The sequence below is a fragment of the Streptomyces sp. NPDC048191 genome (assembly GCF_040652655.1).
Taxonomy (GTDB): Bacteria; Actinomycetota; Actinomycetes; order Streptomycetales; family Streptomycetaceae; genus Streptomyces.
On record NZ_JBEZMO010000001.1, the window covers coordinates 199,481 to 221,854 of the forward strand.

The 22,374-nt window shown below is 68.2% G+C and carries 20 protein-coding genes; 10 read left to right on the forward strand and 10 right to left on the reverse strand.

Annotated features, from left to right (window positions below):
• Positions 1-169: 169 nt before the first annotated feature.
• The 3 genes from AB0D93_RS00935 (at position 170) to AB0D93_RS00945 (ending at position 3,365) form a co-directional block, all read left to right on the forward strand.
• A complete protein-coding gene (locus tag AB0D93_RS00935; RefSeq protein WP_362110709.1) occupies positions 170-847 on the forward strand; it encodes a helix-turn-helix transcriptional regulator in 678 nt (225 codons plus the stop codon).
• A 43-nt stretch (positions 848-890) separates the two neighbouring features.
• Positions 891-1,973 carry an inositol-3-phosphate synthase gene (locus AB0D93_RS00940; RefSeq protein ID WP_362110712.1) on the forward strand — a complete coding sequence of 361 codons (1,083 nt, stop codon included), beginning with the start codon at positions 891-893 and terminating at the stop codon, positions 1,971-1,973.
• Between the two features lie 129 nt (positions 1,974-2,102).
• Positions 2,103-3,365, forward strand: a complete 1,263-nt coding sequence (locus tag AB0D93_RS00945; RefSeq protein WP_362110715.1) for an MFS transporter — start codon at positions 2,103-2,105, stop codon at positions 3,363-3,365.
• A gap of 92 nt (positions 3,366-3,457) precedes the next feature.
• Here AB0D93_RS00945 and AB0D93_RS00950 read toward each other — a convergent pair whose 3' ends face one another.
• The gene (locus AB0D93_RS00950; protein WP_362110718.1) at positions 3,458-4,900 is read right to left on the reverse strand and encodes a CCA tRNA nucleotidyltransferase; all 1,443 of its coding nucleotides are present in this window, start codon (positions 4,898-4,900) and stop codon (positions 3,458-3,460) included.
• A gap of 300 nt (positions 4,901-5,200) precedes the next feature.
• On the opposite strand from AB0D93_RS00950, the gene AB0D93_RS00955 reads away from it, so the two are divergent.
• The 7 genes from AB0D93_RS00955 (at position 5,201) to trxA (ending at position 15,132) form a co-directional block, all read left to right on the forward strand.
• Positions 5,201-7,582 (forward strand): DUF6049 family protein, encoded by a 2,382-nt coding sequence (locus AB0D93_RS00955; protein WP_362110721.1) that lies wholly within the window; start codon positions 5,201-5,203, stop codon positions 7,580-7,582.
• 45 nt (positions 7,583-7,627) lie between these two features.
• Positions 7,628-10,009: a murein biosynthesis integral membrane protein MurJ gene (murJ, locus tag AB0D93_RS00960; RefSeq protein ID WP_362110724.1), complete on the forward strand. Its 2,382-nt coding sequence runs from the start codon at positions 7,628-7,630 to the stop codon at positions 10,007-10,009.
• Positions 10,010-10,127: 118 nt separating this feature from the next.
• Complete coding sequence (locus AB0D93_RS00965; protein ID WP_362110727.1) at positions 10,128-11,849, forward strand: protein kinase family protein; 1,722 nt, start codon at positions 10,128-10,130, stop codon at positions 11,847-11,849.
• A gap of 26 nt (positions 11,850-11,875) precedes the next feature.
• Positions 11,876-12,601, forward strand: coding sequence for an RNA polymerase sigma factor SigM (sigM, locus tag AB0D93_RS00970; protein ID WP_362110730.1), 726 nt, complete (start codon positions 11,876-11,878; stop codon positions 12,599-12,601).
• Between the two features lie 407 nt (positions 12,602-13,008).
• Entirely contained in the window at positions 13,009-13,482 is a 474-nt protein-coding gene (locus AB0D93_RS00975; protein WP_362110733.1) for a hypothetical protein, read from the forward strand.
• Between the two features lie 297 nt (positions 13,483-13,779).
• Complete coding sequence (trxB, locus tag AB0D93_RS00980) at positions 13,780-14,751, forward strand: thioredoxin-disulfide reductase (RefSeq protein ID WP_362110736.1); 972 nt, start codon at positions 13,780-13,782, stop codon at positions 14,749-14,751.
• A gap of 48 nt (positions 14,752-14,799) precedes the next feature.
• Positions 14,800-15,132 (forward strand): thioredoxin, encoded by a 333-nt coding sequence (gene trxA / locus AB0D93_RS00985; protein WP_362110739.1) that lies wholly within the window; start codon positions 14,800-14,802, stop codon positions 15,130-15,132.
• A gap of 76 nt (positions 15,133-15,208) precedes the next feature.
• Here the strand turns inward: trxA and AB0D93_RS00990 are convergent, their stop codons facing one another.
• The 9 genes from AB0D93_RS00990 to rpmH form a co-directional block, all read right to left on the reverse strand.
• Complete coding sequence (locus tag AB0D93_RS00990; protein ID WP_362110742.1) at positions 15,209-15,826, reverse strand: GNAT family N-acetyltransferase; 618 nt, start codon at positions 15,824-15,826, stop codon at positions 15,209-15,211.
• A 321-nt stretch (positions 15,827-16,147) separates the two neighbouring features.
• Positions 16,148-17,248, reverse strand: coding sequence for a ParB/RepB/Spo0J family partition protein (locus AB0D93_RS00995; protein WP_362110745.1), 1,101 nt, complete (start codon positions 17,246-17,248; stop codon positions 16,148-16,150).
• Positions 17,245-18,315, reverse strand: a complete 1,071-nt coding sequence (locus tag AB0D93_RS01000) for a ParA family protein (RefSeq protein ID WP_362111825.1) — start codon at positions 18,313-18,315, stop codon at positions 17,245-17,247. Before AB0D93_RS01000 ends, AB0D93_RS00995 begins: the two co-directional genes overlap by 4 nt.
• A 324-nt stretch (positions 18,316-18,639) precedes the next feature.
• Positions 18,640-19,356 (reverse strand): 16S rRNA (guanine(527)-N(7))-methyltransferase RsmG, encoded by a 717-nt coding sequence (rsmG, locus tag AB0D93_RS01005; protein ID WP_362110748.1) that lies wholly within the window; start codon positions 19,354-19,356, stop codon positions 18,640-18,642.
• Positions 19,357-19,474: 118 nt separating this feature from the next.
• A complete protein-coding gene (locus AB0D93_RS01010; protein WP_362110751.1) occupies positions 19,475-19,987 on the reverse strand; it encodes a R3H domain-containing nucleic acid-binding protein in 513 nt (170 codons plus the stop codon).
• Positions 19,988-20,002: 15 nt separating this feature from the next.
• Complete coding sequence (yidC, locus tag AB0D93_RS01015; protein WP_362110754.1) at positions 20,003-21,289, reverse strand: membrane protein insertase YidC; 1,287 nt, start codon at positions 21,287-21,289, stop codon at positions 20,003-20,005.
• A gap of 3 nt (positions 21,290-21,292) precedes the next feature.
• Positions 21,293-21,667 (reverse strand): membrane protein insertion efficiency factor YidD, encoded by a 375-nt coding sequence (gene yidD / locus AB0D93_RS01020; RefSeq protein WP_362110757.1) that lies wholly within the window; start codon positions 21,665-21,667, stop codon positions 21,293-21,295.
• Positions 21,664-22,035, reverse strand: coding sequence for a ribonuclease P protein component (gene rnpA, locus AB0D93_RS01025; RefSeq protein ID WP_362110760.1), 372 nt, complete (start codon positions 22,033-22,035; stop codon positions 21,664-21,666). The genes yidD and rnpA overlap by 4 nt, the downstream gene beginning before the upstream one ends.
• Positions 22,036-22,056: 21 nt before the next feature.
• Positions 22,057-22,194 carry a 50S ribosomal protein L34 gene (gene rpmH / locus AB0D93_RS01030; protein WP_003956500.1) on the reverse strand — a complete coding sequence of 46 codons (138 nt, stop codon included), beginning with the start codon at positions 22,192-22,194 and terminating at the stop codon, positions 22,057-22,059.
• Between the last annotated feature and the right edge of the window lie 180 nt (positions 22,195-22,374).

Genomic DNA, 22,374 nt, shown 5'->3' on the forward strand with positions numbered 1-22,374 from the left:
CACCGTATGAATCGGTGATGTGATCCCGTTCACCGCCGTCCCTCTTGTCGCCTGCGCAAGGCCGTTCTATCGTCTGGATGTATCGAGTCGATACATCAGCGCGAGATAAAGACGCTGAAGGCACTGCGAGACCCGCGTGAGCGATCAGCGGGACCGAGAGGAGGCGACGATGAGCCGACGTTCCGGCATCCTCGAGTTCGCCGTGCTCGGCCTGCTGCGCGAGTCCCCGATGCACGGCTATGAGCTGCGCAAACGACTCAACACGTCCCTGGGCGTGTTCCGGGCGTTCAGCTACGGAACCCTGTATCCCTGCCTCAAGACGCTGGTCGCCAACGGCTGGTTGATCGAGGAGTCGGGCAGCACCCACGAGGACGCCGCTCCCCTCGCCGGACGCCGAGCGAAGATCGTGTACCGATTGACGGCAGAAGGTAAGGAGCACTTCGAGCAGCTCCTCTCGCAGACCGGCCCTGACGCCTACGAGGACGAACATTTCGCCGCACGCTTCGCCTTCTTCGGGCAGACGTCGCGGGACGTTCGCATGCGCGTACTGGAGGGCCGGCGCAGCCGCCTGGAGGAGCGCCTGGAGAAGATGCGCGCCTCCCTGGGACGTACGCGGGAGCGCCTCGACGACTACACACTCGAGCTCCAGCGCCACGGGATGGAGTCCGTGGAGCGCGAAGTGCGCTGGCTGAACGAGCTCATCGAGAGCGAGCGGGCCGGGCGGGATCTGAGAGGTTCCGCGTCCGGGGGGTCCGCTCAGCAGGACACCACCACTGGATCGACGGGCGGCCTGCCCCGTCGCGGGGAAACCCCCCGGACGGATACGCCCGGCGACACCGCCACGTGAGACCCACTCAGGGCCTCACTCGTACACACAGGGAGCAACCGGAATGGGTTCGGTTCGCGTAGCCATCGTCGGCGTGGGCAACTGCGCCGCGTCGCTGGTGCAGGGAGTCGAGTACTACAAGGACGCCGACCCGGCGTCCAAGGTCCCCGGCCTGATGCACGTGCAGTTCGGTGACTACCACGTGCGCGACGTGGAGTTCGTTGCCGCGTTCGACGTCGACGCGAAGAAGGTCGGTCTCGACCTCGCGGACGCCATCGGCGCCTCCGAGAACAACACCATCAAGATCTGCGACGTGCCCAGCACCGGTGTCACCGTCCAGCGCGGCCACACCCTCGACGGCCTCGGCAAGTACTACCGCCAGACCATCGAGGAGTCCGACGCCGAGCCGGTCGACGTCGTCCAGGTCCTGAAGGACAAGCAGGTCGACGTCCTGGTCTGCTACCTGCCGGTCGGCTCCGAGGACGCGGCGAAGTTCTACGCCCAGTGCGCCATCGACGCCAAGGTCGCCTTCGTCAACGCCCTTCCGGTCTTCATCGCCGGCACCAAGGAGTGGGCCGACAAGTTCACCGAGGCCGGTGTGCCGATCGTCGGTGACGACATCAAGTCCCAGGTCGGCGCCACCATCACGCACCGCGTCATGGCGAAGCTGTTCGAGGACCGCGGTGTCATCCTCGACCGCACGATGCAGCTGAACGTCGGCGGCAACATGGACTTCAAGAACATGCTCGAGCGCGAGCGCCTGGAGTCCAAGAAGATCTCCAAGACGCAGGCCGTCACCTCCCAGATCCCCGACCGGGACCTCGGCGAGAAGAACGTCCACATCGGCCCGTCCGACTACGTCGCCTGGCTGGACGACCGCAAGTGGGCCTATGTCCGCCTCGAGGGCCGCGCCTTCGGTGACGTCCCGCTGAACCTGGAGTACAAGCTCGAGGTCTGGGACTCCCCGAACTCCGCCGGTGTCATCATCGACGCCCTGCGCGCCGCGAAGATCGCCAAGGACCGCGGCGTCGGTGGCCCGATCCTGTCGGCGTCCTCCTACTTCATGAAGTCCCCGCCGGTTCAGTACTTCGACGACGAGGCCCGCGAGAACGTCGAGAAGTTCATCCGCGGCGAGGTCGAGCGCTAGCTCGACACGGCGCAGTGCGCTGAGACGCCTCAGCGGCCGATCGCTCGCACGAGAACGCTCCTGCCAGGGCTGTGAAGGTCCCCGGGTTCCTTGACCCGGGGACCTTCCGCATATGTGAGGCTGTGCCCCATGCCCGTCGTCCGTGACCTGCGCGTCCTGTTGCGCCTGCGGTACTTCCGACGCCTGCTGTACATCCGCCTCCTGTCCCAGGGCGCCGACGGCGTCTACCAGGTCGCGCTCGCCGCGTACGTCGTCTTCTCCCCGGAGAAACAGACCTCGGCGACCGCCATCGCCTCGGCGATGGCGGTCCTGCTGCTCCCCTATTCACTGGTCGGCCCGTTCGCCGGCGTCCTGCTGGACCGCTGGCGCCGCCGACAGGTCTTCGTGTACGGCAATCTGCTGCGCGCCCTGCTGGCCGCGGTGACCGCCGTGCTGATGGTCAGCCATGTCCCGCAATGGCTCTTCTACGTCTCCGCGCTGTGTGTCACAGCCGTCAACCGTTTCGTCCTTGCCGGGCTGTCCGCGTCCCTGCCCCGCGTGGTGGACGACGAGCGGCTCGTGCTTGCCAATTCCCTCTCCCCGACAGCCGGAACGCTCGCCGCGACCGCGGGCGGCGGCCTGGCCTTCGTCGTACGGCTCCTGGCATCCGACTCCGACGCGGCGGTGGTACTTCTCGGCGCCTTCCTCTATCTGTGCGCCTCGCTGGCCTCCCTGACCATCGCCCCCGCACTCCTCGGGCCCGACCGCCGGCTTCAACGCCCGCGCATGGCCACCGCCCTCGCCGACACGGCACGCGCACTCACGGCGGCCGTCCGCCATCTCGCCGCGCCCCGACGCAGGGAAGCCGCTTGGGCGCTGGCCGCGATGACGTTGATGCGCTTCTGCTACGGCGCGCTCCTCGTCCTGTTGCTCATGCTGTGCCGCTATGCGCTCTCCACGACGCCGGAGGAGGGACTCCGGCTGCTCGGCCTCGCACTCGCGCTGTCGGGTGCGGGATTCTTCGCGGCGGCCGCGGTGACGCCGTGGGCGGCAGGACACCTCGGTCCCGGCCGCTGGATCGTGGTGTGCTCCGGCGTCGCCGCCGTACTGGAGCCCGCTCTCGGTCTCCCCTTTGCCACCGGCCCCCTCCTGGTCGCGGCCTTCTTGCTGGGCCTGATCACCCAGGGCGCCAAGATCGCCACGGACACGATCGTCCAGGCCTCCGTCGACGACGACTTCCGCGGCCGGGTCTTCTCGGTGTACGACGTACTCTTCAACGTCGCCTTCGTCGGCGCCGCCGGGGTGGCGGCCCTGATGTTGCCCCCGGACGGCCGCTCGGCGCTTCTGGTGATCCTGGTCGCCCTGATCTACGCCGGCGTCACTGCGGCCATGGCGCGCTTCGAGTGGCGATGAGAGGCAAGAGGGGCGATGTTTCACGTGAAACATCGCCCCTTCGCCGCCAGCCCGGGCTCATGTTTCACGTGAAACACCGCCCGGCCGCCTCGTCAGCCCTGCTCGGCCCACCACTCCTTGAGCGCCGCCACAGCGGCATCGTGCTCCATCGGACCGTTCTCCAGGCGCAGCTCCAGCATGTGCTTGTACGCCTTGCCGACGACAGGGCCGGGACCGACACCCAGGATCTCCATGATCTGGTTGCCGTCCAGGTCCGGTCGGATCGCGTCGAGCTCCTCCTGCTCCTGGAGCTGGGCGATGCGGTCTTCCAGACCGTCATAGGCCCGGGAGAGCGCGGCCGCCTTCCGCTTGTTGCGAGTGGTGCAGTCCGAGCGGGTCAGCTTGTGCAAGCGGTCCAGTAGCGGGCCGGCGTCACGGACGTAACGGCGCACCGCCGAGTCCGTCCACTCCCCGGTGCCGTAGCCATGGAAGCGCAGGTGGAGCTCGACCAGCCGTGAGACGTCCTTCACCAGTTCGTTGGAGTACTTCAGGGCGGTCATGCGCTTCTTGGTCATCTTGGCGCCGACCACCTCGTGGTGGTGGAAGGAAACCCGTCCGTCCTTCTCGAAGCGGCGCGTGCGCGGCTTGCCGATGTCGTGCAGCAGGGCGGCCAGCCGGAGCGTGAGATCGGGGCCTTCCTGCTCCAGCGCGATCGCCTGCTCCAGGACGATCAGTGTGTGCTCGTAGACGTCCTTGTGCCGATGATGCTCGTCACGCTCCAGGCTCAGTGCCGGCAGCTCAGGCAGCACATGGCCGGCGAGCCCGCTCTCGACGAGCAGGGACAGCCCCTTGCGCGGGTGTGCGGAGAGGATCAGCTTGTTCAGCTCGTCCCGGACCCGCTCGGCCGAGACGATGTCGATGCGTCCGGCCATCTCGGTCATCGCGGTGACGACCTCGGGGGCGACCTCGAAGTCCAGCTGGGCGGCGAACCTGGCGGCCCTCATCATCCGCAGGGGGTCGTCCGAGAACGACTCCTCGGGCGTCCCCGGCGTCCGCAGCACACGCGCCGCGAGATCCTCCAGGCCACCGTGCGGGTCGACGAACTCCTTCTCCGGCAGCGCCACGGCCATCGCGTTGACCGTGAAGTCCCGGCGGACCAGATCCTCCTCGATGGAGTCGCCGTACGAGACCTCAGGCTTGCGCGAGGTGCGGTCGTAGGCCTCCGACCGGTAGGTGGTGATCTCGATCTGGTAGCCGTCCTTGTGCGCGCCGACGGTGCCGAAGGCGATGCCGACCTCCCAGACGGCGTCCGCCCAGGGACGGACGATCTTCAGTACGTCCTCGGGGCGGGCGTCGGTCGTGAAGTCCAGATCGTTGCCGAGCCGGCCGAGCAACGCGTCTCGGACCGATCCACCGACCAGGGCGAGGGAGAACCCGGCCTCCTGGAATCGGCGGGCGAGATCGTCGGCCACGGGGGCCACCCGCAGCAGCTCGGCGACCGCGCGCTGCTGCGCCTGGCTCAGGGCAGAGGGAGTGTCTTCGTTCGGGTTCGGCACAACAGAACAGGGTACGTGCCCCGGCGACCAGGGGCGGACTCGATTTCCTCCTGGGACGGCCCGGGTGAAGATCGCGGGACTGCCCGGTGAAAGGGGCCACGGACAGCTCTCGGCATACCCGCTCAAGGGCTGCCCTTACGGCGTACGCAGGCTCTCCCCCCCGATACTGGATATAGAGGACAGGTCGCCGCTGTTCTTCGATCTTGTGATGGAGACCGCGGCACTTCCCCTCAGCGCGCATCGTTACCATGCGTGGACGCACATTCCGACGACCACTGACGACGAGGGACGGGCGAGCGCGTGGCCGAGGCGGCTGACTTCCAGGGGACCAGTGCCTCACCTGCCCGTCGGTGGCTGCGGCGCACCGGCGCGCTGCTCGCCGCTGCGCCCGTACTGGCCGGACTGCTCCAGCTGCCCGCCGCCGCGCCCGCCCAGGCCGCTTCCTCGGGCCCGGTGTCCGTCGCCCTGGACTCGCTGAGCCCCACCGCTCCGGCGGACGGGGACACGCTTACCGTGTCGGGCACGGTGACCAACAACGGCAAGCAGACCGTCACCGGCGCCCACGTGGGGCTGCGGGTGGGCCCCATGCTGGACACCCGCTCGGAGATCGACACCGTCGCCCAGCACTCGGACGATCTGCAGGCCGGCACCGGGTCCGAGGTCGGCGGCAAGTACGAGGAGAAGTTCGCCAAGCTGTCCCCGGGCGTCGCCGAGCACTTCAGCATCTCCGTCCCCGTGAACAAGCTCGACCTCGGCGACGGCGGCGTGTACGAGTTCGGCGTCTCCCTCTCCGGTCAGACCGCCGCACAGCCCTGGGAGCAGGTGCTGGGCATGAAGCGGACGTTCCTGCCGTGGCAGCCGTCCGAGGCCGACACCAGGACGAATACCACGTTCCTGTGGCCGCTGATCTCCACGGTCCACATGACGGCCAAGACGGGCGCCGGTGAGCTTCAGACGCCGGTGTTCCTGAACGACGACCTGGCCAAGGAGCTCGCGCCGGGCGGCCGGCTGGCTCAGATGGTGGATCTCGGCAAGGACCTCGACGTCACCTGGGTGATCGACCCGGACCTGCTGGCCTCGGTGGACGCGATGGCGACCGGCAACTACCGGTTGCCGGGTGACGGGGACAACACCACCCGCGGCCCCAAGGAGCACCAGGCGATCGCCAAGCAGTGGCTGGCGAACCTGCAGAAGGCAGTGGCGGGCAAGGAGGTCGTCGCCCTGCCCTTCGGCGATCCCGACCTGGCCTCCCTAGCGCACAACGGCACCAGTGTCACCGGCTCGCTCAGCCACCTCAAGGACGCCACCGACGTCGCGGCCATCACCGTCAAGACCGTGCTCCATGTCACACCGACCACCGACTTCGCCTGGCCGGTGGAGGGGGCCGTGGACCCGTCGATCATGAAGGTCGCCACCTCCGCCGGAGCCGACCACGTGATCGCACGCAGCGACAGCCTGCAGGAGACCGCCGGACTGCCGTACACGCCCTCCGCCGCCCGCCCGGTCGGTGGAGGCACGACGGCGGTCGTCTCCGACGCCCGGCTGTCCACGGCTTTCAAGGGGGACCTGACGAAGGCCGGCTCGGCCACACTCGCCGTTCAGGAGTTCCTGGCGCAGAGCCTCGAGGTGAACGCGCAGACGGACAAGCAGCGCAGCATCGTGGTCGCCCCGCAGAGGACGCCCACGGCGAGCCAGGCGCAGGCGATGGCGGAGGCCGTGAAGGCACTCGAGGGCGGGAACTGGTCCGAGTCCCAGGACCTCAGCGCGGCGGCCAAGGACAAGCCCGACCCGAACGCCACCACACGCATCCCGTCCGGATCCGCCTACCCTTCCTCGCTACGCTCACAGGAACTGCCGCGGACGGCCTTCGAGCAGATCGCGCGCACCCAGGACAAGCTCGACAGCTTCCAGGTGATCCTCTCCGACCAGTCCCGCGTCGTCACACCCTTCGGGCGGGCCATAAACCGCGAGATGTCCACGTCGTGGCGCGGCAGGAACACCGAGGCCGACAGCTACCGGGACGGCGTGGAACGGTGGCTCGACGATCTGGCCGACCAGGTCAAGCTGATCGACAAGTCGGAGACCAAGCTCTCCGGCCGCAGCGCCACCATCCCGGTGACCGTCCAGAACAATCTCGTGCAGCCGGTCGGACATCTGGTCCTGCGGCTCACCTCGACCATGCCGACCCGTCTGAAGATCGGCGGCAAGGCCTACTACGAGCAGCCCGTCGAGATCTCCGGCGGGCACAGCCAGTCCGTGAAGTTCACCACCTCGGCCAATGCCAACGGCCGGGTGACGGTGATCGCCCAGCTGTACACCCAGGACGGCCAGAAGTACGGTGACGCCGTCACCTTCGACGTGAAGGTCACCGAGATCACTCCTACCGTGATGCTCGTCATCGGCGGCGGTGTACTCCTCCTCGTCCTGGCCGGTTTCCGGATGTACACGCAGCGCAAGCGCGCTGCGGCCCGCCAGGCGGAAGACGGCGGCCCCGGCACGGCGGGGGGCGCCCCTGACCAGCCCGGGAACCCCGACGCCCCTGCGGATCGTCTCCTCGAAGAGCCAGAGGAATCGGCCTCTTCCGCCGGGGAAGACGACCGGGAGCACCCGAGTGACCCTGCTCCGGACACCGCACCGGAAAGCACCGACCCGTCCGGGACGGGTGAGAGAGTGGACCGTTGAGCGATGTCGTGGCCGGTGGGCCGGGGACGATGAGGTGGGGTAAGCATGAACGCGCCGTACGACGGTGATCGCGGCCAGGGCGCGGCCGGCTCGGGCTACCCCGAGACGCCGCCTGAGCCCGGCCAGGTACCGCCGCAGCAAGCGGCGGACATGTACCTCCAGGACGCCTACGGCCAGGACCCCTACCAGGCACACGACATGACCTCCCAGGACCCGGTCGCCGAGGCGCTGTACGACCGTGCCGCACACCCGCCGCCCCCGCCGGGCAGCTATGAGCAGCAGCAGCCGCTGTACGGCCGGCCCGCCCAGTCTCCGTACGCGCCCGACCCGCGTGTGTGGGCGCAGACACCGGCGCCGGAGCCGGAGGGTGCGGCCCCGTACATGCCGTACGGCGACGACCCGCGCACCACCCAGTACGTGGGCGTGGACGACCTGGTCTCGCACTCCGGCGAGGAGTACCACGAGCCGGACGCCTTCGCGCACCTCTTCAAGGACCAGCAGCAGGGCGGCGGCCCCGGACCCATGGATCCGCCGTCCTACACCCCGCCGACCGCGGCCCCCGGTCCCGCTCCGGGCGGCGGGTACGGGCACGTCGGCCCGTACCCGCCGGCTCAGGGACAGGGCCCGCAGCAGGGCAACCCGTACGCCGAGGTCTCCTATCCGGCCAACCCGGGAAATCCGCCGCAGCCGCCGGTACCCGCCCCGGCCGGTGCGCCGGGTCCCTCCGCTCCGCAAGGGGAGGCAGAGCCCGCGGCGGCAGCGGCTGCCACGGCTCCCGCCGCGCCCGCGAAGAAGGGCGGCAAGGCCGGTGGGCTGCTGAAGTCCAGTGCCGTGATGGCCGCGGGCACGATGGTCTCCCGCCTGACCGGTTTCATCCGCTCCGCGCTGATCGCCGCGGCGCTCGGCCTCGGCTTCCTCGCGGACTCCTTCCAGGTGGCGTACCAGCTGCCGACGATGATCTACATCCTCACCGTCGGCGGCGGCCTCAACTCCGTCTTCGTGCCGCAGCTGGTGCGGTCGATGAAGGAGGACGAGGACGGCGGCGAGGCCTTCGCGAACCGTCTGCTCACCCTGGTGATGGTGGCGCTGGCCGCACTCACCGGACTCGCGATGTTCGCGGCGCCGCTGTTGGTGCGCCTGCTGTCCAACCCGGTAGCCACCAACCCCGCGGCCAATGACGTGGCGGTCACCTTCACCCGCTACTTCCTGCCCTCGATCTTCTTCATGGGCATCCACGTGGTGATGGGTCAGATCCTCAACGCGCGCGGGAAGTTCGGCGCGATGATGTGGACGCCGGTCCTGAACAACATCGTCATCATCGTGACGCTCGGCATGTTCATCTGGGTCTACGGCACCGCCGCCAACTCCCACATGACCGTCACGAACATCCCGCCGGAAGGCCAGCGCCTCCTCGGCGTCGGTGTGCTGCTCGGCCTGGTCGTCCAGGCCCTGGCGATGATCCCCTACCTGCGTGAGACCGGCTTCCGGATCCGGCTGCGGTTCGACTGGAGGGGCCACGGTCTGGGCAAGGCCGCGATGCTCGCCAAGTGGACGGTCCTGTTCGTGCTCGCCAACCAGGCGGGCGCCATGGTCGTCACCCAGCTGTCCACCGCCGCCGGCAAGGACTCCGGCCTCAAGGGCACCGGTTTCGCCGCCTACGCCAATGCCCAGCTGATCTGGGGACTGCCGCAGGCCATCATCACGGTGTCCCTGATGGCCGCCCTGCTGCCGCGCATCTCGCGTTCGGCCGCCGAGGGCGACGCCGGAGCCGTCAGAGACGACATCTCCCAGGGCCTGCGCACGACCGCCGTCGCCATCGTCCCGATCGCCTTCGGCTTCCTCGCCCTCGGCATTCCGATGTGCACGCTGATCTTCGGCTCCGCGGGCACCGACTCGGCCACCAACATGGGCTACATGCTGATGGCCTTCGGCCTCGGCCTGATCCCGTACTCGGTGCAGTACGTCGTCCTGCGGGCCTTCTACGCCTACGAAGACACCCGCACGCCCTTCTACAACACCGTCATCGTCGCCGCCGTCAACGCGGGCGCCTCGGCACTCTGCTACTTCCTACTGCCCGCCCGCTGGGCGGTGGCCGGTATGGCGGCCGCGTACGGCCTCGCCTACGCGATCGGTGTGGGCGTGGCCTGGCGACGGCTGCGCAAGCGGCTCGGCGGTGACCTGGACGGTGCCCGGGTGATGCGGACGTACGCACGCCTGTGCATCGCCTCGGTGCCGGCGGCGCTGCTCAGCGGCGCGGCCTGCTACGCCATCGGACGCGCCCTCGGCCAGGGTGTCGTCGGTTCCTTCGCCGCGCTGCTCGTCGGCGGTGCCGTGCTGCTCGGCATCTTCTTCGTCGCCGCCCGCCGCATGCGCATCGAGGAACTCAATTCGCTCGTCGGCATGGTTCGCGGGCGTCTGGGCCGTTGAGGTGGGGGTAGGTGCACAACCATCGTCCGCCGCCGTGTGTCGTGCATAGCGGCGGACTGTGGGCACAATTGGTTTCGGCGTCGGACAGCGTGCAACGGATGGGGAGGCAGGGACGACGGTGGCGGAACGGAGCACAGCTGCCGTCGACGTGGCAGACAACAGCGGTGACGAGCCGCTGACCGCCAAGGCGGAGCAGTCCACGGCCGACGGGGTGGCCAAGAACCCGGAGCGGGACACGGACAGCGACGAGGCACAGGGGAGCGGAGGGACCGAGAGTCCCGGAAAGAAGGCCTCGCCTCCCGAACTGCACAGCGGTCACAAGCTCGCCAGACGCTACCGACTGGAGGAGTGCGTCACCCGTCTGGACGGATTCAGCAGTTGGCGTGCGGTCGACGAGAAACTCCGTCGGGCCGTCGGCGTCCACATCCTGCCCGCGGAGCACACGCGAGCCCGTTCCGTCCTGGCCGCCGCCCGTTCCTCCGCGCTGCTCGGCGATCCACGCTTTGTCCAGGTCCTGGACGCCGTCGAGGAGAACGACCTCGTCTACGTCGTGCACGAGTGGCTGCCCGACGCCACCGAGCTGACCACGCTCCTCGCCCCGGGTCCGCTGGAGCCGCACGACGCCTACCAGATGGTCAGCCAGGTCTCCTCCGCGATGGCCGCCGCGCATCGCGAGGGTCTCGCCCACCTCCGGCTGAACCCGAACGCCGTGCTGCGCACCTCCACCGGCCAGTGGCGCATCCGCGGCCTTGCCGTGAACGCCGCACTGCGCGGCATCAGCTCCGACACTCCGCAGCGCACCGACACCGAGGCGATCGGCGCTCTGCTGTACGCGGCGCTGACCCAGCGCTGGCCGTACGAGAGCGACGCGTACGGCCTGTCCGGCCTCCCCAAGGGTGTGGGCCTCATCGCACCGGACCAGGTGCGTGCCGGCGTTCACCGGGGCCTGTCCGAACTCGCGATGCGCGCACTCGCCAACGACGGGGCCACCGCCTCCCGACACGAGGCTGCGTGCACCACGCCGGAGGAGTTGGTGAAGGCGATCGGCGAGATGCCGCGCATCCGCCCGCCGGAGCCGGCGTTCACCGCCCCGCCGGAGTACCAGCGCACGACCTACCAGCAGGGCACGTACGGCCGCCCGGCGCCGCACGCCGGTGCCACCCAGCCGATGACCACCCCGCCGCCCCCGCTGCAGAGCCGCACGGGCAAGGCCCTGAAGTGGGCCGTGTCGGCGCTCCTCATCGCCGCCCTGGGGCTTGGCAGCTGGCAGTTGGCGGACGCACTGATGGACCAGAGCGGCAAGTCGGACGACACCCACAAGAGCCAGCAGTCGGACGACGGTGACAAGGGCGCCTCGAAGCCGAAGCCCCAACCGATAAAGATCCAGAACGGCCGGGAGTTCGCCGCCGAGGGCCCCGCCCAGAACTCCGGTGCCGAACCCAAGACGTACGACGGCGACCCGTCGACGTACTGGAAGACCAAGAGCTTCAACGAGGGTCCGCCGATCGCTCCGTACAAACCGGGCGTCGGCATCGTCTACGATCTCGGCTCTGCCAAGAAACTCAGCACTGCCACCATCGACATGCGCTATGCCGGTGACCACACGACGGTCGAGCTGTATGCGGCGGACTCCCTCACCCCGTCCTCGCTGGGCTCGATGACCCAGATCGGCAAGGTCACGACGACGGACAACACCGCTACGGTGAAGGTCACCAAGTCGGTGAAGACGCAATACGTCCTGGTCTGGCTGACGGCCGTACCCCGCTCGGGGTACGACTCCACCCTGTACGCCAGTGATGGCTACAAGCAGGCCATCGGTGAAGTGAAGTTCACGGGCTGACGTCACACCCGCACCGGAGGGGGCAGATGGCGGAGGGCGCCGAATACGCCGAAGTGAGCGACAAGGATCTGCTCGCTCGACATGTGGAAGGCGACCACCAGGCCTTCGGTGAGATCGTGCGGCGGCATCGGGATCGGCTCTGGGCGGTCGCGTTGCGGACGCTGGGGGACCGCGAGGAGGCGGCCGACGCGGTCCAGGACGCCCTGGTGTCCGCCTTCCGCGCCGCCCATACCTTCCGAGGACAGTCGGCCGTCACGACGTGGCTGCACCGGATCACGGTGAATGCCTGCCTCGACCGTGCCCGCAAAGTGGCCTCACGGAAGACCTCGCCTGTTGACGACACCGAGCGGCTGGAGCAGCTGCTGGAGCCGCACGAGTCGGCCTCTGAGCCGGCGGAGCGGAACGATGTGCACCGCCAGCTTCTGGAAGCACTCGGCACCCTCCCGCACGACCAGCGGGCCGCCCTGGTGCTCGTGGACATGCAGGGCTACCCCGTGGCCGAGGCCGCCCGCATCCTCGATGTGCCGACCGGCACGGTGAAGAGCCGGTGTGCCCGGGGCAGAGCCCGGCTGATGCCTCTGCTCACCCATCTACGGCCCGAAGGTTCCGGAAGCGCAAAAGAACCCGGTGCGGGACGGAACCGGGTGGAGGGGACATCCGTCCCACCTGCAACGGGGTCTCCGAACGAGGGCCCGGATCACGCCGGACCGAGCGATTCAGCCGTAGTGAAGGGCGGAGGTGGGCGAGCGTGACTTCCACGACAGACACGGCCGGGCACCCGGACGTCGAGGAGATCTCCGATCTCACCGAAGGCCTTCTCTCCCTTGACCGCAGCAGGTACATACGGCACCACCTCGACTCGTGCGAGCTGTGTGCAGACGTCCATGCGTCACTGGAGGAGATCCGGGAGCTGCTGGGATCCTCTCCGGAAGCCGAACCCATGCCGGCCGACGTGGCCGGTCGCATCGATGCCGCCTTGGCCGCCGAGGCGCCACTCAGCGCCTCCGGAGCCGACCTCGCTGGTCATGTTTCACGTGAAACATCGGTTACGGCCTCTCGCCCCGCCGGACGCCCGCAAGGGGCCACCGGACCAGGGCGGAAGAAGAGCGGACGCAGCCGCCGCAGGACCCTCGTACTCGGGGGTGTTTTGACCGCGGCCGTGCTGGGAGCCGGGGCCCTGGTGGTCCAGGCGCTCGGCACCGGAACGTCGACCACGACGGCTCACGGCAAGCCGAGTCAGTCCAGCAGCGCGTTTTCCGGTGTCAGTGTCCAGAACCAGGTGCGGGACCTGCTTGCTTCGAACAAGGACACCAAACACGGGGACACCGGTCTGCGACCACGTTCCGGCGCCGACTCCGGACAGGACACGCCAGGGGCCACCGAGAGCGCCAACACACTGATCCAGACCGAGATCCCGGTACCCGACTGTGTCAGGCGGGCCATCCCCCGGAGTGACCACGCCCTGGCCTCGAAGGTGGGCACCTACGCCGGGAAGAGCGCCTATCTCGTCGTCGTACCCGATACCCGCGACAGCGCACAGGTCACGGCCTATGTCGTGGACGCGTCCTGCATGCGTCAACCTCCCACGGCCTCGGGCACCGTCCTCTTCAAAGAGTCCTACCCCCGTCCCTGAGAGGACCGGGCTCCAGCTGTCGCCAACAAGAGGCCACGAGCACCGCCCTCGTGGCCTTTCGCGTTCCCGGAGGCTGCCACAGGACAGCTTCGTGCCGACGGCGATGGTGCCGACCATGGAGTACGTCGTCCCCGGCCCGGCTGAGCCATCGTGGCCGCTCCATCAGCCGCCTCGAAGCATGCGTGTGCCCCGACACACCGGGAATGCGCGCCCCGTAGGATCCGTTGGGTGGGGTGAGAGCTCGGAAACAGGCTCCCACCGGTCGACTGACACAGACCAGAGACGAGGAATCAAGCCGTGAGCGACGTCCGTAACGTGATCATCATCGGCTCCGGGCCCGCAGGCTACACGGCGGCGCTCTACACCGCGCGCGCGTCGCTGAAGCCCCTGGTGTTCGAGGGAGCCGTCACCGCCGGTGGCGCGCTGATGAACACCACCGAGGTGGAAAACTTCCCGGGCTTCCGCGACGGCATCATGGGCCCCGAGCTCATGGACAACATGCGCGCGCAGGCCGAGCGCTTCGGTGCCGAGCTCATCCCGGACGACGTCGTGTCCGTCGACCTCAGCGGCGAGATCAAGACCGTCACCGACACCGCGGGCACGGTCCACAAGGCGAAGGCCGTCATCGTCACCACCGGCTCCCAGCACCGCAAGCTGGGCCTGCCGAACGAGGACGCTCTCTCCGGGCGCGGTGTCTCCTGGTGTGCCACCTGTGACGGGTTCTTCTTCAAGGACCAGGACATCGCCGTGATCGGCGGCGGTGACACCGCGATGGAGGAGGCCACCTTCCTCTCGCGGTTCGCCAAGTCCGTGACGATCGTCCACCGCCGGGACACGCTGCGTGCCTCCAAGGCGATGCAGGAGCGGGCCTTCGGCGACCCGAAGATCAAGTTTGTCTGGGACAGCGAGGTCGCCGAGATCCAGGGCGAGCAGAAGCTCTCCGGTCTGAAGCTGCGCAACGTCAAGACGGGCGAACTGTCGGACCTCCCCGTGACCGGTCTCTTCATCGCGATCGGCCACGACCCGCGCACCGAGCTGTTCAAGGGCCAGCTGGACCTGGACGAGGAGGGCTACCTGAAGGTCGCCTCCCCCTCCACCCGCACCAACCTGACCGGTGTCTTCGCCGCCGGCGACGTGGTCGACCACACCTACCGGCAGGCGATCACCGCGGCCGGCACGGGCTGCTCCGCCGCCCTGGACGCCGAGCGTTTCCTCTCCGCCCTCGCGGACGAGGACAAGGCGGAGCCCGAGAAGACCGCCGCCGTCTGACCTTCCCTCCTCCCCGCCCCACCGCACGATCAAGTTAAGGAGCCCGCCGTGGCCGGCACCCTGAAGAATGTGACCGACGATTCCTTCGAGCAGGACGTCCTCAAGAGCGACAAGCCTGTCCTGGTGGACTTCTGGGCCGCCTGGTGCGGTCCGTGCCGCCAGATCGCCCCGTCGCTGGAGGCGATCGCTGCCGAGTACGGCGACAAGATCGAGATCGTCAAGCTGAACATCGACGAGAACCCGGGTACGGCCGCGAAGTACGGCGTCATGTCCATCCCGACCCTGAACGTCTACCAGGCTGGCGAGGTCGCCAAGACCATCGTCGGCGCCAAGCCGAAGGCCGCGATCGTCCGCGACCTCGAAGAGTTCATCGCTGAGTGACGTTTCACGTGAAACACGAATGGGCCAACCCCTCAAGGGTTGGCCCATTCGCTTGTCTCCCTCCGCGGCACGGCGGCTACAACGGCCTCAGCGCCGGTTCCTTCTGGACCGCTCCGAGAAGCCGGTCGAGTGCCATCTCCACGTCTTCCTTCCAGGAGAGCGTCGACCGCAGCTCCAGTCGCAGCCGGGGATGCGTGGGATGCTGCCGGACCGTTTTGAAGCCCACGGCCAGCAAATGATCCGCCGGCAGCAGACAGGCGGGTTCCTTCCAGCGGGCGTCACCGAAGGCCTCGATCGCCTTGAAGCCTCGGCGCAGCAGATCCTTGGCGACTGTCTGCACCAGAACTCGGCCCAGCCCCTGGCCCTGATAGCCGGGCGTGACGAACGCGGTCATCAGCTGCACGGCGTCCGGCGAGACCGGACTTGTGGGAAACGCCGTCGAGCGTGGGACATAGGCCGGAGGCGCGTAGAGCACGAAACCCACCGGCACGTCATCGACGTACACCACCCGGCCGCACGACCCCCAGTCCAGTAGGACGGCGGAGATCCAGGCCTCCTTCTCGAGCGCGGCGGTACCCGCTTTTACGGCCGCTTCTCCGCTGACGGGGTCCAGCTCCCAGAAGACACACGAGCGACAGCGTGGGGGAAGGTCCTGAAGGTTGTCCAACGTGAGCGGCACGAGCCGACGCCCCATGAAGGCTGTTCCTCGCTTCCTTCGCCCGCCGCATCGCGAGCGGCTGTCAGAGCGCTTCGTTCCTTGAGCAGGCTGCCGACGAATCCGCCGACCACTCCAAGGCCCAGGCCCGCGCTCACCAGTCCGGTGCGGCTCATCGATCGCATGGCCCCCGACTCCCCACTCAGAGATGCAGCTGCTGTCCGGTGGATGTGCCATACCCGTTGGCATCGTATCCACGATGCGATTCACTCGATACCGTCTCAAAGCAAAGATCGGGCCGTGTCCGGTACACACCGGACACGGCCCGATCCCTGCATGATCGAGTGCAGCAGGCCAGGATCAGTCGTCCTGGTCCTCCGTCGCGTGCTCCTGGAGCTCCTGGGGCAGCACCGGGCCCTCGCCGGGAGCGAGTGTGCCCAGGATCCGCTGGAGATCGTCCATGGAGGCGAACTCGACGGTGATCTTGCCCTTCTTCTGACCGAGGTCCACCTTCACCCGGGTCTCGAAGCGGTCCGACAGGCGGGTCGCCAGCTCGTTCAAGGCCGGGGAGAGCCGAGAGCCGGCGCGCGGGCCCTTAGGACGCTGAGGCTTCTGGGGCCGGGATCCCATGAGGGTCACGATCTCCTCGACGGCCCGCACCGACAGCCCCTCGGCCACGATGCGATGAGCCAGCCGGTCCTGCTCCTCAGGGTCCGCGACGGACAGCAGCGCCCGAGCGTGACCGGCGGAGAGAACTCCGGCGGCGACCCGTTTCTGGACCGTCGGCGAGAGCTTCAGCAGACGCAGCGTGTTGGAGACCTGAGGCCGGGAGCGCCCGATCCGGTCGGCCAGCTGGTCGTGCGTGCAGTTGAAGTCCTTCAGCAGCTGGTCGTAGGCGGCCGCCTCCTCCAAGGGGTTCAGCTGCGCGCGGTGCAGGTTCTCCAGCAGCGCGTCCAGGAGGAGCTTCTCGTCCTCGGTGGCCCGGACGATCGCAGGGATGGCCTCCAGACCGGCCTCACGGCACGCCCGCCAACGGCGCTCGCCCATGATCAGCTCATAGCGGGCGGGCCCGAGCTGACGAACGACGACGGGCTGCAGGAGGCCGACCTCCTGGATGGAGGTCACCAGCTCCTGAAGCGCGTCCTCGTCGAAGACATCGCGCGGCTGGCGCGGGTTGGGCGAGATCGCGTCGAGCGGGATCTCGGCGAAGTGCGCGCCCATCGGAGGAGCCGGTGCCTCCATGACGGGACTTGTCGGGGGCTCCTCGGTTTCATGTGAAACAGGCGGCAGCGTGGCCACCTTCGCCGCCGCGACACCACGGTCGGTCGTCAGCACCGGGACCGCTGCGGGGGAGGCGGAGGCTCCGCCTCCCAGCGCGGGTGGAGCCGAATTCTTCTCTGTCGGGGCAGCGGGGATCAATGCGCCGAGACCACGGCCCAACCCCCTCCGTCGCTCACTCACTGGATCCCCTCCACCATGCTCGGGTCGCTCTGGCCGATATGGGCCTGGCTCGCGTCATAGCTGATGCCGATGCCCTTCAGCGCGATTTCTCGGGCCGCCTCAAGATACGAGAGGGCACCGCTCGATCCAGGATCGTAAGTCAGCACCGTCTGCCCGTAACTCGGCGCCTCGGAGATACGGACCGAGCGGGGAATGCTCGTCCGCAGCACCTCGTCGCCGAAGTGGGTGCGCACCTCTTCCGCGACCTGGGAGGCAAGACGCGTCCGGCCGTCGTACATGGTGAGCAGGATGGTCGACACATGCAGGGCGGGGTTGAGGTGTCCCCGCACCAGGTCGACGTTGCGCAGCAACTGGCCCAGGCCCTCGAGCGCGTAGTACTCGCACTGAATAGGGATGAGCACTTCCTCGCCCGCCACCAGCGCGTTGACCGTCAACAGGCCGAGCGAGGGCGGACAGTCGATGAGGATGTAGTCCAATGGCTGCTCGTACGCCTGAATCGCCCGCTGCAGCCGGCTCTCACGGGCCACCAGGGACACCAACTCAATCTCCGCACCGGCGAGATCGATGGTGGCGGGGGCGCAGAAGAGGCCTTCCACGTCCGGGACCGGCTGGACGACCTCGGCCAGAGGCTTGCTCTCCACCAACACGTCATAGATGGAAGGAACTTCGGCGTGGTGGTCGATCCCCAGGGCGGTGGACGCGTTGCCCTGCGGGTCGAGGTCGATCACCAGAACGCGGCCACCGTGCAGTGCCAGCGAAGCTGCGAGGTTGACGGTTGTCGTCGTCTTGCCCACGCCGCCCTTCTGATTGGCGACCACGATGACCCGGGTCTGCTCGGGTCGCGGCAGGCCTTCGCCGGCGCGGCCCAGAGCCTCTACCGCCAGTTGGGCCGCACGGCCGATCGGAGTGTCGTCCATCGGAGGCGGTGTTTCACGTGAAACATCCGCCCCCATCGACTCGGTACGGGGACCGGGGACCGGATCGGTCATCGGTCCCGCGATGTTGGCGTCGGACCGCACGGATTCACTCTCCTCGACTTCAGGCTCGCTATGAACAGAGCCTCCCATGTCTTCGGGGTCGTGAACCAGTGAGGCCTGTTGTTCTGTGGAGAAATCCACCTCTGTGGACAACTCCGTGCCCCTGGAGGGGGACGGAGTACCCCGGGAGACAGGATCCTCTCCCAGGGATCCGAGGGGCTTGCGGTCTCGAGGTTCGGCCGCAGCCCGGCCGCGACTGATGATGCCGTGCAACAGTGAGCGACGTTTCACGTGAAACACGATGCACAGCCGCGGCGATCGGACCTTCGCGACACTCCGACCTGCGTAGGTTTGGCAGCTTGTGTGGAGTACGTCTCGTCGTCAGGACGGATCAGGCGAGCCGATCCCGTGCCCTCACCGCCGTCGGCGAGCACGCCCCGTCCGGGCCGCCTTCGCCCGCTTGGCGGCGAAACGTACACCGCCGGGACTCTCTCCGACCTCGACCCGGACGACGGTGGACAGCGGGTCCACCACTCCCTCGCCCACATGCAGGATCGACGTCTCCACTGCACCGAGCTTGCTGAGGGCCGTGGCCGCGGCCTTCAGCTCCTCCTCGGCGGTATCCCCCTTGAGGGCGAGCATCTCGCCGTAGGGACGCAGCAGCGGGATGCCCCAGGTGGCGAGGCGGTCCAGCGGAGCGACGGCCCGGGCGGTGACCACGTGGACCGGTTGCAGTTTGCCCAGGACCTCCTCGGCACGGCCACGCACCACCGTGACGTGATCCAGGCCGAGCAGCTCGACGACCTCGGTGAGGAAGTTCGTGCGCCGCAGCAGCGGCTCCAGCAGGGTGATGTTCAGGTCCTCGCGGACCAGGGCGAGCGGGATGCCCGGCAGTCCGGCGCCGGAGCCGACATCACAGACTGTCACTCCCTCCGGGACGGCCTCGGAGAGCACCGCACAGTTCAGCAGATGCCGCTCCCACAGGCGGGGCACTTCCCGCGGGCCGATCAAGCCGCGCTGCACGCCCGCCTCGGCGAGCAGCTCCGCGTAGCGGACCGCATCGGCGAAGCGATCACCAAACACTTCCCGCGCCTGCTCGGGCGCGGGGGGAAGCTCCGCTGCCTCCGTCACGGGGACCGTCCTTCCGTACAGCGCCGGCGCTTCACGCACCGGCCACCAGAACTACCAGGCTGACAAAGTTCGGCCCCGTCTGCTCTACAGACGGGGCCGGTGGAAATCGTGGGACCGATCAGGCGGGCAGCACGACGACGAACCGCTGCGGCTCCTCGCCCTCGGACTCACTGCGCAGTCCCGCGGCCTTGACCGCGTCGTGCACGACCTTGCGCTCGAACGGCGTCATCGGCTTGAGCTTGACGGGCTCGCCGGTGTTCTTCGCATCGGCGGCGGCCTTGGCACCCAGCTCGGACAGCTCGGACCGCTTCTTGGCCCGGTAACCCGCGATGTCCAGCATCAGCCGGCTGCGGTCGCCGGTCTCCCGGTGCACGGCCAGGCGCGTCAGCTCCTGCAGGGCCTCCAGCACCTCGCCGTCTCGACCGACCAGCTTCTGCAGGTCACGGCCACCGGTGTCGCTGATGATCGACACGGAGGCGCGATCGGCCTCGACATCCATGTCGATGTCGCCGTCGAGGTCGGCGATATCCAGCAGACCCTCCAGGTAGTCCGCCGCGATCTCACCCTCCTGCTCCAGGCGGGTCAGGGTGTCTGCACCCTCGGCAGCAGCGGAGGTGGTGCCTTCCGTCACGGGATGGGCTCCTTCTTACTTCTTGGACGGGGACTTGGGCCGCTGCGGGCCACCCTTGCGCTGGCCGGACTGGGCCTTGCTGCGGGTGCCGGAGCCGGGCTTCGAGGCCTGCTGGGCAGCGGCGGGCTTGGCGTCCTCTGGCTCGTCGGACTTCTCCAGCGAGGTGGATCCGCCCGCCTGCTTGGTCCCACCGGACTGACGCTGGGACTTGGACTGGCGCTTGGGCTGCTGGCGCCGCGCCGCGGTGCCCGTGGCGGCACCGGCCGCCGAGGCGGTCTCCGTACCGTCCGCGGTCTGCGCCGCGGCCTGAGCCGTGCTCTGGACCACAGTGCCGTCGGCCTGGGCGGCGAGACCGGCCTTGTTCAGGGCGTTGACGAACTTGCGCTCGAACTCGTTGCGGTCGCGGCCCTTGGCGACGATCGCCTTGACGATGGTCTTCTCGCTGCGGCGGCGGACCTTGCCGGCGTGCGTGACGTGCTTGGTCAGGCGCTCCAGGTAGGCGGCCTGGGCCTTGGAGCCCGGGGTCGGGTTGTTGCGGATGACGTACATCTGCTGACCCATGGTCCACACGTTCGTCGTCAGCCAGTAGACGAGGACACCGACCGGGAAGTTGATGCCGAAGACGGCGAACATCACCGGGAAGACGTACATCAGCATCTTCTGCTGCTGCATGAACGGCGTCTTGACCGTCGTGTCGACGTTCTTCGTCATCAGCTGGCGCTGTGTGTAGAACTGCGAGAACGACATCAGGACGATCATGATCGCGGTCACGACCCGGACGTCGGTCAGCGTGGCGCCCAGCGCCGCGACCTTGTCCGAGCTGTCCATGAACTTCGCGGCGAGCGGAGCCCCGAAGATGTGCGCCTTACGGGCACTGGCGAGCAGCGGCTCGTTGATGACGCCGATCGTCTTGCCCGTGGCAATGCCGTTGAGCACGTGGTACAGGGCGAAGAAGAACGGGGACTGCGCCAGGATGGGAAGGCACGAGGAGAGCGGGTTGGTGCCCGTCTCCTTGTACAGCTTCATCATCTCTTCGGACTGACGCTGCCGATCGTTCTTGTAGCGCTCCTGGATCTTCTTCATCTCCGGCTGGAGCGTCTGCATCGCGCGCGTCGACTTGATCTGCTTCACGAAGAGCGGGATCAGGCAGATGCGGATCAGGATCACCAGGGACACGATGGACAGGCCCCAGGCCCACCCGGTGTCGGCACCGAAGATCGCGCCGTACATCTTGTGGAACTGGACGATGACCCATGAAACGGGTGTCGTGATGAAGCTGAAGAGGCTGGCAATCGTGTCCACTAATCATGCTCCTTGGGCATGGGACGAGGTCTCTGCGGCCGGGCTCGAAGGAAGCTCGGAGGACGTGCTCCCGGGCTTCTCCTCGGTGGCCGGTTCGGCGGCGGAGGGCCCGCCCTTGCGTGCGCGCCAAGCGTTGCGCAGCATTTCGTGCCACCGCGGGCGCTTGCGCGGCGGAACATGGTCCACACCGCCCAGCGACCACGGATTGCACCGGAGGATGCGCCAGGCGGTGAGTGCCGTTCCCTTGATCGCACCGTGCCGGTCGATGGCCGTGTAGCCGTAGTGGGAGCACGACGGGTAGTACTTGCACACCGGCCCCAGCAATGGACTGATCGTCCACTGGTACAGCTTGATCAGAGCCAGCAGCGGGTACTTCATCGCGTGCCCCCTCCCAGCAGCCGCTGAAGAGCGGCATCCAGGTCTCGGGCCAGCTGTGCATGGTCTGCGTCGCCCGCTCCGGGCAGCGCTCGTACGACTACCAGGCTACCGGGGGCAAACAGGGCGACTCGGTCACGCATCAGATGACGCAGTCTGCGCTTCACTTTGTTGCGCACGACCGCGCCACCCACGGCCTTGCTCACGACGAAACCCGCACGCGTCGGGGGAGCGCTCTCCCCAGGCGCGTGCGGGTCCGTGGCACCGCTACGAAGGTGGACGACGAGAGTCGGGCGTCCAGCCCGGCGTCCTCGTCGAACCGCGGTCGCGAAGTCCTCGCGCCGCCTCAGCCGGTTCTCGGTGGGCAGCACGATGTCATGACCTGACCGGGATCAGGCGGACAGACGGGCGCGACCCTTGCTACGGCGGGACGCGAGAATCGCGCGGCCGGCACGGGTACGCATCCGCAGCCGGAAGCCGTGGGTCTTCGCGCGACGACGGTTGTTCGGCTGGAAGGTGCGCTTGCTCACTCGGGGGCTCCAGAAATCAAATCGGTGGTGGCGGGTGCCGTCCTGGCTGTCACCGTGCGCCCACGAGTAGCTCGCGTCACGCCCGAGTGCACCGCTTCCCGATCACCTGACGTGACCTGTGCCCATCGGAGGCAGGCGGCAGCAGCCATCGACAACTCGACCTGGTTACGGTACGCGGGG

Coding starts and splice junctions, on each gene's coding strand:
- AB0D93_RS00935 (WP_362110709.1), top strand. CDS start 170: ATGAGCCGACGTTCCGGCATCCTCGAGTTCGCCGTGCTCGGCCTGCTG.
- AB0D93_RS00940 (WP_362110712.1), top strand. CDS start 891: ATGGGTTCGGTTCGCGTAGCCATCGTCGGCGTGGGCAACTGCGCCGCG.
- AB0D93_RS00945 (WP_362110715.1), top strand. CDS start 2,103: ATGCCCGTCGTCCGTGACCTGCGCGTCCTGTTGCGCCTGCGGTACTTC.
- murJ (WP_362110724.1), top strand. CDS start 7,628: ATGAACGCGCCGTACGACGGTGATCGCGGCCAGGGCGCGGCCGGCTCG.
- sigM (WP_362110730.1), top strand. CDS start 11,876: ATGGCGGAGGGCGCCGAATACGCCGAAGTGAGCGACAAGGATCTGCTC.
- AB0D93_RS00990 (WP_362110742.1), bottom strand. CDS start 15,826: ATGGGGCGTCGGCTCGTGCCGCTCACGTTGGACAACCTTCAGGACCTT.
- AB0D93_RS01000 (WP_362111825.1), bottom strand. CDS start 18,315: ATGGGAGGCTCTGTTCATAGCGAGCCTGAAGTCGAGGAGAGTGAATCC.
- yidD (WP_362110757.1), bottom strand. CDS start 21,667: ATGAAGTACCCGCTGCTGGCTCTGATCAAGCTGTACCAGTGGACGATC.